11 protein-coding genes are annotated in these 9,301 nt (G+C 72.6%); 6 read left to right on the top strand and 5 right to left on the bottom strand.

Annotation, left to right across the window (positions count from 1 at the left end; translation table 11 throughout):
* Nucleotides 1-17: 17 nt before the first annotated feature.
* Nucleotides 18-1,040 (bottom strand): LLM class flavin-dependent oxidoreductase, encoded by a 1,023-nt coding sequence (locus tag Q1B24_RS20210; RefSeq protein WP_299932088.1) that lies wholly within the window; start codon nt 1,038-1,040, stop codon nt 18-20.
* 88 nt (nt 1,041-1,128) lie between these two features.
* Here Q1B24_RS20210 and Q1B24_RS20205 point away from each other — a divergent pair, with 88 nt between their 5' ends.
* Genes Q1B24_RS20205 through Q1B24_RS20195 form a run of 3 tightly spaced genes read left to right on the top strand, consistent with a single transcriptional unit; the run spans nt 1,129 to nt 3,676 of the window.
* The gene (locus Q1B24_RS20205) at nt 1,129-1,815 is read left to right on the top strand and encodes a GntR family transcriptional regulator (RefSeq protein WP_299932086.1); all 687 of its coding nucleotides are present in this window, start codon (nt 1,129-1,131) and stop codon (nt 1,813-1,815) included.
* A complete protein-coding gene (locus tag Q1B24_RS20200; RefSeq protein ID WP_299932084.1) occupies nt 1,812-2,852 on the top strand; it encodes a 1-aminocyclopropane-1-carboxylate deaminase in 1,041 nt (346 codons plus the stop codon). Before Q1B24_RS20205 ends, Q1B24_RS20200 begins: the two co-directional genes overlap by 4 nt.
* 41 nt (nt 2,853-2,893) lie before the next feature.
* On the top strand, nt 2,894-3,676 hold the full coding sequence (locus Q1B24_RS20195; protein WP_299932082.1) for an aminoglycoside phosphotransferase family protein: 783 nt from the start codon (nt 2,894-2,896) through the stop codon (nt 3,674-3,676).
* On the opposite strand, the gene Q1B24_RS20190 is transcribed toward Q1B24_RS20195, so the two are convergent.
* The 3 genes from Q1B24_RS20190 to Q1B24_RS20180 are packed head-to-tail and all read right to left on the bottom strand — an operon-like array spanning nt 3,669 to nt 6,644.
* Nucleotides 3,669-4,373 carry an aspartate/glutamate racemase family protein gene (locus tag Q1B24_RS20190; protein WP_299932080.1) on the bottom strand — a complete coding sequence of 235 codons (705 nt, stop codon included), beginning with the start codon at nt 4,371-4,373 and terminating at the stop codon, nt 3,669-3,671. The two genes, Q1B24_RS20195 and Q1B24_RS20190, sit on opposite strands and share 8 nt — an antisense overlap.
* Nucleotides 4,374-4,423: 50 nt before the next feature.
* Nucleotides 4,424-5,533 carry a YbdK family carboxylate-amine ligase gene (locus tag Q1B24_RS20185; RefSeq protein WP_299932078.1) on the bottom strand — a complete coding sequence of 370 codons (1,110 nt, stop codon included), beginning with the start codon at nt 5,531-5,533 and terminating at the stop codon, nt 4,424-4,426.
* A 7-nt stretch (nt 5,534-5,540) separates the two neighbouring features.
* The gene (locus Q1B24_RS20180; protein WP_299932075.1) at nt 5,541-6,644 is read right to left on the bottom strand and encodes an acyl-CoA desaturase; all 1,104 of its coding nucleotides are present in this window, start codon (nt 6,642-6,644) and stop codon (nt 5,541-5,543) included.
* 172 nt (nt 6,645-6,816) lie between these two features.
* Between Q1B24_RS20180 and Q1B24_RS20175 the strand changes: the two genes are divergently transcribed.
* Genes Q1B24_RS20175 through Q1B24_RS20165 form a run of 3 tightly spaced genes read left to right on the top strand, consistent with a single transcriptional unit; the run spans nt 6,817 to nt 8,662 of the window.
* Nucleotides 6,817-7,635 carry a hypothetical protein gene (locus Q1B24_RS20175; RefSeq protein WP_299932073.1) on the top strand — a complete coding sequence of 273 codons (819 nt, stop codon included), beginning with the start codon at nt 6,817-6,819 and terminating at the stop codon, nt 7,633-7,635.
* Entirely contained in the window at nt 7,632-8,090 is a 459-nt protein-coding gene (locus Q1B24_RS20170) for a phage holin family protein (protein WP_299932071.1), read from the top strand. Before Q1B24_RS20175 ends, Q1B24_RS20170 begins: the two co-directional genes overlap by 4 nt.
* Nucleotides 8,066-8,662, top strand: coding sequence for a DUF3618 domain-containing protein (locus Q1B24_RS20165; protein ID WP_299932069.1), 597 nt, complete (start codon nt 8,066-8,068; stop codon nt 8,660-8,662). The genes Q1B24_RS20170 and Q1B24_RS20165 overlap by 25 nt, the downstream gene beginning before the upstream one ends.
* Before the next feature lie 67 nt (nt 8,663-8,729).
* Here the strand turns inward: Q1B24_RS20165 and Q1B24_RS20160 are convergent, their stop codons facing one another.
* Nucleotides 8,730-9,197 (bottom strand): DUF4383 domain-containing protein, encoded by a 468-nt coding sequence (locus Q1B24_RS20160; RefSeq protein WP_299932067.1) that lies wholly within the window; start codon nt 9,195-9,197, stop codon nt 8,730-8,732.
* Nucleotides 9,198-9,301 lie beyond the last annotated feature (104 nt).

Below are 9,301 nucleotides of genomic sequence, written 5' to 3'. Positions count from 1 at the left end.
GTGTGGTGGGTGGTGGCTCAGCGCCAGCCGAGGTCAGGCGCCACCTGGGTCAGCACCGACTCGAGGACGTGGGCGTTGTAGTCCACGCCGAGCTGGTTGGGCACCGTCAGCAGCAGGGTGTCGGCCGCCGCGACGGCCTCGTCCTCGGCGAGCTCCTTGACCAGCACGTCGGGCTCGGCGGCGTACGTCTTGCCGAAGACCGCGCGCAGGTTGGCCTCGATCTGCCCGAACTGGTCGGAGCTGCTGCCCTCGTGGCCGAAGTACATCCGGTCGAGGTCGGTGGTGATGGGCATGATCGAGCGGCTCACCGACACGCGCGCCTCGCCCTCGTGGCCGGCCTCGCGCCAGGCCTCGCGGAAGACCTCGATCTGCTTGCGCTGCTGCACGTGGAAGGGCTCGCCCGTCTCGTCGGCCTTGAGCGTCGAGCTCATCAGGTGCATCCCCTTCTCGGCGGCCCAGCGGGCGGTGGCGTCGGACGCGGCACCCCACCAGATGCGGTCGCGCAGGCCCTCGGAGTGCGGCTCGATGCGCAGCAGGCCGGGCGGGTTGGGGAACATCGGGCGCGGGTTGGGCTGGGCGAAGCCCTCCCCCTCCAGCACCTGCAGGAGCACCTCGGTGTGGCGCCGGGCCATGTCGGCCTGGTCCTCGCCCGCGGCGGGGGCGTAGCCGAAGTAGCGCCAGCCCTCGATCACCTGCTCCGGTGATCCCCGACTGATGCCGAGCTGCAGCCGCCCGCCGGCGATCAGGTCGGCGGACCCGGCGTCCTCGGCCATGTAGAGCGGGTTCTCGTAGCGCATGTCGATCACGCCGGTGCCGATCTCGATCCGGCTGGTCCGCGCGCCGACGGCGGCGAGCAGCGGGAACGGGGAGGCGAGCTGGCGCGCGAAGTGGTGCACCCGGAAGTACGCCCCGTCCGCGCCGAGCTCCTCGGCCGCGACCGCGAGGTCGATCGACTGCAGCAGCGTGTCGGACGCCGACCGCACCGCGGACTGCGGCGAGTCGGTCCAGTGGCCGAAGTTCAGGAACCCGATCTTCTTCATGACTGGTTCAACACTCAACCACCCTGGTTGTTCCCTCGGCTGCGTCGACCCCTTGACCGAAACCCACGAACGATGTGCAATATATTGCATGCCGGTCCCCGCCTCCCCCGCTCCGCTCCGCACGGCGCTGCTCCGCGACTCGGTCCACGACCGGCTGCGCGACGCGATCGTCGACGGCACGCTGGCGCCGGGCGAGGTGGTGCGCGACACCGAGCTCGCCGCCTGGCTCGGCGTGAGCCGTACGCCCGTGCGTGAGGCCCTGCTGCGTCTCGGCGACACCGGCCTGGTCCGGGCCGCGCCGGGACGCTCGACCGTCGTCGCCGAGATCGACCTGGCCGAGGTGCGCGACGCCCACGCCGTCGTCGTCGCCATGCACCGTCTCGCGGTCACCGAGGCGGTCGCCCGCCTCACCACCGGCGACCTCGACCGGATGCGGGAGGCCAACGCACGCTTCGCGGCGGCCATCGACGCCCGTGACACCGACGGCGCCCTCGCCGCGGACGACGACTTCCACCGGGTCGCCGTCGAGGTGTCCGGCAACCGGGCGCTGGCCACCGTCCTCGACCAGTTCACCCCGGTCGTACGCCGCCTCGAGCGCCGCCGCTTCGCCAGCCACGCAGGCTCGGAGTCGGTCGACCTGCACGCCCGGCTCGTCGAGGCCTGCGCCAGCCGCGACGAGCAGGCCGCGGCCGACGTCGCCTCCCGCACCTGGCAGAACCTCGCCGACCTGATCCCCGACCCGGCCGACCGGCCCGACCAGCAGGAGACCCCGTGATCCTCGACCAGTTCCCCCGCCACCCGCTCACCTTCGGCCCCTCGCCGGTGCACCACCTGGAGCGGCTCAGCGACCACCTCGCCGCGCAGGGCGGCGGCGCGCAGGTGTGGGCCAAGCGCGAGGACGTCAACAGCGGCCTCGCCTTCGGCGGCAACAAGGTCCGCAAGCTGGAGTACATCGTCCCCGACGTGCTCGCCTCCGGTGCCGACACGCTCGTCTCCATCGGCGGCTTCCAGTCCAACCACACCCGTCAGGTCGCCGCCGTCGCGGCCCACCTCGGCCTCAAGTGCCGGCTGGTGCAGGAGAAGTGGGTGCCGTGGGACGACCCGACCAACACCCAGGTCGGCAACATCCTGCTCAGCCGGATGATGGGCGCCGACTCGCGGCTCGACCCCCACGGCTTCGACATCGGCATCCGCGACTCGTGGAAGGACGCCATCCGCGAGGTCGAGGAGTCCGGCGGCACGCCGTACGCCATCCCGGCCGGCGCCAGCGAGCACCGCCTGGGCGGCCTCGGGTTCGCGAACTGGGCCTTCGAGGTGGCCGAGCAGGAGAAGTCGCTCGGCATCACCTTCGACACGATCGTGGTCTGCACCGTCACCGGCTCGACGCACGCCGGGATGATCGCCGGCTTCGCCGCGCTCGAGGACCTCACCGGCGTACGTCGTCGGGTTCTCGGCATCGACGCCAGCGCCACGCTGGAGAAGACCCGTGACCAGGTGGCACGCATCGCCCGCCACACGGCCGAGCTGATCGAGCTTGGCCGCGACCTGCGCGACGACGAGATCACCGTGCTCGAGGGCTGGGCCGGCGAGCTCTACGGCCTGCCCGTGGACTCGACGATGGAGGCGATGGCGCTCGGCGCCCAGCTCGAGGCGATGATCACCGACCCGGTCTACGAGGGGAAGTCGCTCGCCGGGCTCATCGACCTCGTCACCTCGCGCGACATCCCCGCCGACTCGCACGTGCTCTACGCCCACCTCGGCGGGCAGCCGGCGATCAACGCCTACCACTCCCTCTGGCCGGCCCAGGGCTGAGCCGGCCGGCCGGGCCGCCGCACGTCCGCTAACGTCGCCGCGTGCCCGATCCGGACGTCGACATCGCAGCCGCGCTCGACTGGGCGGCCTCCGCGCTCGGCGCAGGGGTCACGTCGTACGACGCCCTCGACGGCGGCGTGACGTCGACGATGCTCGCGCTCCAGCACGACGACGGTGCCGAGTCGGTGCCGTACAGCATCGCCCTCGACGCGGACGGGACAGCCGCCGGCGCCGCGGCCCACCTGATGTCCCGGCTCCCGGGCGCCCCGCTCGAGGAGGGCGAGGCGCTGGGCGAGCAGCGGCTCCAGGCGATGGTCGATCTGCTGACGACGATCCACGAGCAGCGTCCGGCCGAGCCCTTCCGCACCTTCCAGTCGTGGGCGTGGGAGGCGAAGTGGGTCGTGCCCGCCTGGACGCGGCACCCGGAGTCGTGGCGACGTGCGTTCGAGGTGCTGGCCGGGCCCGCGCCGGCGTACGAGCCGACGTTCCTGCACCGCGACTTCAGCCATCGCAACCTGCTGTGGCCCGGCGAGGCGATCACCGGGGTGGTCGACTGGGTGGAGACCTCGACCGGTCCGGCGTGGCTCGACGCGGCCCACGCGGCGTCCAACCTCGCGCTGGCGTACGGCACCGGCCCGGCGCTCGACCTCCTCCGACGCTACGCCGCCGCGACCGGCACGACGGCCGACGCCCACTGGCTCGTGATGGACGCCGTGGGCTACCTCCCGCCGCCCGGCAAGCGGCCGCTGTTCGGACGCAGCGACCAGCTCGAACGGCTCGACAGCTGGCTCGAGGTGGTCGTGCGGGACCCGGACCTCAGCTGAGGGCGAGATCGAGCGCCGCCAGCGCGTGCAGCCGCGTGGTGGCGAAGACGGGTACGTCGACGTCCTCCGGTCGGAGCAGCAGCTCGATCTCGGTGCAGCCGAGGACCACGCCCTCGGCACCGTCGGCGACCAACCGGTCCACCACGTCGACGTACGCCGCCCGCGACGCCTCGCGCACGACTCCGTGGACGAGCTCGCCGTAGATCACCTCGTGCACCAGCTCGCGGTCCTCACCCGGCGGGACGAGCGCCTCGACGCCGTGGGTGGCGAGCCGGTCGCGCACGAACGCCTGCTCCATGGTGAACCGCGTACCGAGCAGCGCGACCCGCGACAGGCCGGCCGCCCGCACGGTCGCGGCGGTCACGTCGACGATGTGGACCAGCGGGACCTCGGTCGCCGCCTCGATCGCGTCGGCGACCTTGTGCATCGTGTTGGTGCACAGCACGAGGCACTCCGCGCCGGCCGCCTCGAGCGCGGCGGCCTCGGCCGCGAGCAGCGCGCCGGCGGCGTCCCACTCCCCCGCGGCCTGCATGGCCTCGACCTCGGCGAAGTCGACCGACGACATCACCACCCGCGCCGAGTGGTAGCCGCCGAGGCGCTCGCGCACGGCCTCGTTGAGGATCTCGTAGTAGAGAGCCGAGCTCTCCCAGCTCATCCCGCCCAGCAGCCCGATCTTGCGCATCCTCGGTCCGGCCATGGGGCATTCCAGCACACCCACCCGCCCTCCATCCGCTGCCCGTCCGCCGCTCAGCCGTCCAGGTCGGTGGTGCGGGCGACGAGGTCGGCGAGGAGCGCGGCCATGCCGCCGGCCGCGACCACCCGCCGCTGGCGGTTGGGCTCGGTCTCGCCGGCGAGCGCGCGCTCGATCACTTCGAGCGGGGCGTCGAGACGGTCGCCGGCCAGCACCTTCCCGGCCTCGGCGACCACCCGCGCGACCACCTCGCGCATCGGGCGCAGGGAGCGGTCGACGTCCACGACGCGGGTGTCGAGGCCGTAGCGCGCGGCCCGGTGGTCGTTGACGGCCAGCACGTCGTCGTCGAGGTCCACCTCGTCGGGCAACTCCACCGCGCGACGGGCGATGCCCTGCACCAGCGCGGTCAGCGCAGCGACGGCGGCCAGGGACGGGACGGCGTCCATGACCCGCACCTCCAGCGTCCCCAGCAGCGGTCGTGGACGCATCTCCCACCACACGTAGGTGTGGTCGGACGCCTCCGCCGCCGTCATCAGCGCCTCGGTGCGCGCGACGTAGTCGTCCCACGAGCGCAGCAGCGGCGGCATGGTGGTGCGGGGGTAGGACCGGATGATGGCAGCCCTGGCCGTGGCCTGTCCCGAGTCGAGCCCGTGCCAGTACGGCGACCCGGCGGCCAGGGCGCGCAGCAGCGGCAGCCGGTTGCGCAGGCCGCGGTAGGCCAGCATCGCGGTGTGCTCGTCGGGCAGCCCGACGTGCACCTGCAGGGCGGCGGTCGGCGTGCGCAGCAGACCGGCGTACTCGTCGATGATGCGGTCGTAGCGCGGCGAGGCGGCGATGTCGGGGACACCGACGGGCGCGGTCGGATGCACCCCGGCGGCCAGCACGCGACCACCCTGCTCGGCGACGAGGGCACGAAGGTCGCGCAACGAGGTCCACGCGTCCTCGGCGCTCCGGCACACGGGGGTGTTGAGCTCGACCTGGTCGACGTAGATCTCCCCGGTGACCACGCCCGCGCCCGACGCCGCGTGCGACATGGCCTCGACCAGCGGGCCCGCCGCCGCCCCCATCAGCTCGTCCGCGTCGCCGACGAGCATGAGCTCCTCCTCCACGCCGACCGTGAACTCACCGCCCGGCACGTGCGAGGGCACGCCCGCGTACGTCGTCATCCGCGGGTCAGCCGCGCGGCGGCAACGACAGCCGGAGGACCTTGTGCCAGGCGCTGGCGACCTGCCGCCACAGCGGTGCGGTGTTGTAGGCCAGGCCGTGGCGCTCGAACAGCTCGCGGACCGGTCCGGCGATCTCGCGGTAGCGGTTGCTGGGCAGGTCCGGGAAGAGGTGGTGCTCGATCTGGTGCGAGAGGTTGCCGCACAGCACGTGCAGCAGCGGCGGACCGGAGACGTCGGCGGAGCCCAGCATCTGGCGGACGTACCACCGCCCGCGACTCTCGTCCTCGTCGAGCTCGGCCACCTCGAACGTCTCCACCCCCTCGGGGAAGTGACCGCACATGATCACCGAGTGGCTCCACACGTTGCGGGCCAGGTTGGCCACCAGGTTGGCGGTCAGGGTGGTGCGGGCCGAGCCGGTGGGCGCGGACAGCAGCGGGTGCAGGACGTAGTCGCGCAGCGCGTGGCGTGCGGCCCGGCGCGCCGTCGTGCGCATCTCGGCCTTCTGCTCCTCGGAGAAGCCGGCACCCGTGCGGAGCGACTCACCGAGGTCCAGGTCGTACATCGCGATGCCGTACTCGAAGATGCACGCGTTGACGAGGTTCCACAGGGGCTGGGCGAGGTGGCGGGGCTCCCACTCCTGGGCCTCGTCGACGCGCAGGATGCCGTAGCCGAGGTCGTTGTCCTTGCCGAGCACGTTGGTGTTCACGTGGTGCCGGTCGTTGTGGGCGCGCTGCCACTGGCCGGGGTCGGAGGCGTGGTCCCAGTCCCAGGTCGAGGAGTGGATCCGCGGGTCGCGCATCCAGTCCCACTGCCCGTGCAGCACGTTGTGCCCGACCTCCATGTTGTCGAGCACCTTCGACAGCGCCAGCGAGGTGGTGCCCAGCCACCACGCGGTGCGGCTGCGGCTGCCGAGGAGCACCACCCGCCCGGCCACCTCGAGGCAGCGCTGGACGGCGATGACCCGTCGGACGTACGCCGCGTCGCGCGCGCCGCGGTCGGCGAGCACCTCCTCGCGCAGGGCGTCCAGGGTGCGGCCGATCTCATCGACCTCGGCCTCCGTGAGGTCGGCGTACGACCGACGTGTGGGCGGGTGCTGGAAGAGGGCGACCATCGCTCCCAGTGCCCCGCTCCGGCTGGGCCCATGCATCTCGCAAATGCCCTCCGTACGGGTGGACTGCGACGCAATCCGGTGGGTACGGAGCCCGCATGACCGAGCAGTCCCACCACGACCAGGACGCGGATCCGGATTCAGGCACCACCCACACCCACTCCGAGGAGGACGCATGACGACCTACGGAAATGACCCACTGAGCACCACCCCCAGCACCACCGGCACCACCGGTGGCTACTCGTCGGGGACCGACTCCGACGCGAGCACCACCGACAAGGCCAAGGACACTGCCGCCACGGCGACCGACCGGGGCAAGCAGGTGGCGGGCACCGCCAAGGACGAGGCGCTCAACGTCGCCGGCACCGCAGCCGAGCAGGCCCGCAACGTCGTGGGCGAGGCCAGGCAGCAGGTCACCACGCAGCTCAACGACCAGGCCACCACCGGTCGCGACAAGCTGTCGGAGACGCTCAGGACGCTCGGCGACGACCTGCAGAAGATGGCGCAGGGCGAGGGCCCGTCCCAGGGCATGGCGACCGACCTCGCCCAGGAGGTCTCCGACCGCGTCCGCGCCTTCGGAAGTCACCTCGAGAACCGTGAGCCCGGACAGCTCCTCGACGACGCCCGCGACTTCGCGCGACGCCGGCCCGGGACCTTCCTGGTCGGCGCCCTCGCCGCGGGCGTCGTGGCCGGCCGCATGTTCCGTGCGACCGCCGACGGCGCGGCAGCGGCCTCACTCGGCGAGTCCGGCGGCACCACCGGCACCACTGGCACCACTGGCACGACGTACGGCACCACCGGCGTCGGCGCCGGACCCATGGGCACCGCCAGCGGCAACGCTCCCCTCGCCGGCCAGCCGGGCCAGTCGAGCACCACCAGCCCGGGCACCACGGGGTACGACACCCCGGCGGAGCACCCCACGCAGGCGATGCCGTCGAGCCTCGACTCGAGCTCGACCGGGCTCTCCGGCCAGCGCACGCAGGACGCGCCGTGACCGGGACGCAGGGCTACGACCCCGTCCCCCCGGCCAGCCCGACGAACCCGGTGGGCTCGCACGTCGCCGGGGAGGAGGGCGAGCGCAGCCTCGGCCAGATCGTGGGCGACCTGAGCCACGACCTGACGACGCTGGTCAAGCAGGAGCTCGAGCTGGCACGCACCGAGCTCAAGGAGGAGGCGGCCAAGGCCGGGAAGGGTGCCGGGATGCTCGGCGGTGCCGGCGTGTCCGGACTGCTCGCCCTGATCCTGGGCTCGTTCGCCCTGGCCTACCTGCTCGACAACTGGATGCCCGTCGAGCTGGCGTTCCTGATCGTCACGATCCTGTGGGCGATCGTCGGCGCCGTCCTTGCGGCGAGGGGCCGCAAGGAGCTCAAGAACACGAACCCGCAGCTGCCGGAGACGCAGCAGACACTCAAGGAGGACGCAGCATGGGCCAGAGCACAGAAGAGCTGAGGAGCGAGATCGAGCAGACGCGGCAGTCGATGACCGCCGACGTCGACGCCCTGCAGGACCGGGTGAGCCCGTCGGCCATCGTCGAGCGGCGCAAGCAGGCCGCCCGCGGCCGCATGCTCGGCGTCCGCGACAAGGTCATGGGCACCGCCCACGGCGTGAGCTCGTCGGCGTCCGGCACGGCCGGGTCCGCCAAGGACTCCGCCAGTGGCGCCGTCGACTCGGTCAAGGGCACCGCCCAGGGCGCCGTGAGCGGCACCCAGGACAAGGTGCAGGGCGCTCCCCTGGCGGCCGGCCTGGTCGCCTTCGGCGCCGGCATGATCGTCTCCGCGCTGATCCCCGCCTCCGAGAAGGAGGCCGTCGCGGCCGGTCACGTCGTCGACGCCGCCAAGGAGCACGGCCAGCCGGTCGTGGACCAGGCGAAGTCGGTGGCGCAGGACGTCGCCGAGGGCGTCAAGGAGACGGCCTCCGAGGCCGCGCAGGAGGTCAAGGGCACGGCCACCGACAGTGCCGCCAAGGTGAAGGACGAGGGCCAGTCGGGAGTGGACCAGGTCCGCTCGCAGACGCAGTCCTGACCTGAACCGTCGCAGAACCGGCCCGTCCCCACCGGGGCGGGCCGGTTCGTGCGTGCGTCGTCCGTCCTCAGCGACCGACGGCGTTGGCGCCGGGCCGCTTGGCCAGCACGACACCGAGGGCGATCATCCCGACGCCGAGGGCGAGGTGCAGCCAGTCGTCCGCGGTGTTGAACGGGACGAAGTTGGCCTCCGAGTCCTGGTCCACGACCAGCCCGTAGACGAACAGGACGAGGTAGACCGCGCCACCGCCGAGGAGGAAGGCGCGCGCGCTCGACGGCCGCCGCGCCAGGGCGATCCCGGCCACGCCGAAGAGGAGGTGGACCATGTTGTGCAGGACGGACACCTGGAAGAGCCCGAACAGCTCGGCGTGCGAGCCAGGGCCGGCGGCCTCGAGGCTGCCGCGGTCCGTGGTGATGCCGGGGATGAAGCCCATCACCCCGACCACCAGGAAGAGGGTGCCGACGAGGGCAGCCGCCGCCTGGACGGGGGTTCCGGACGCGGTGGACCGGGACCGCACGCGCGTGTTCTCTGTCATGGGTGCTCCTCTCACGACGCCGGACCTCGGCGCGGAGGTCGCTCCGTACCCTCTGTCCTGAGTCGCACGCGTCGCTTCACCCGGAGTGACGTGCTTGCCGTCGT

The organism is uncultured Nocardioides sp. (assembly GCF_947488025.1).
In the GTDB taxonomy this organism is placed as follows: domain Bacteria; phylum Actinomycetota; class Actinomycetes; order Propionibacteriales; family Nocardioidaceae; genus Nocardioides.
The sequence above is the reverse complement of the archived record's forward strand: the minus strand, read 5'-3'. Positions and strand labels throughout refer to the sequence as shown.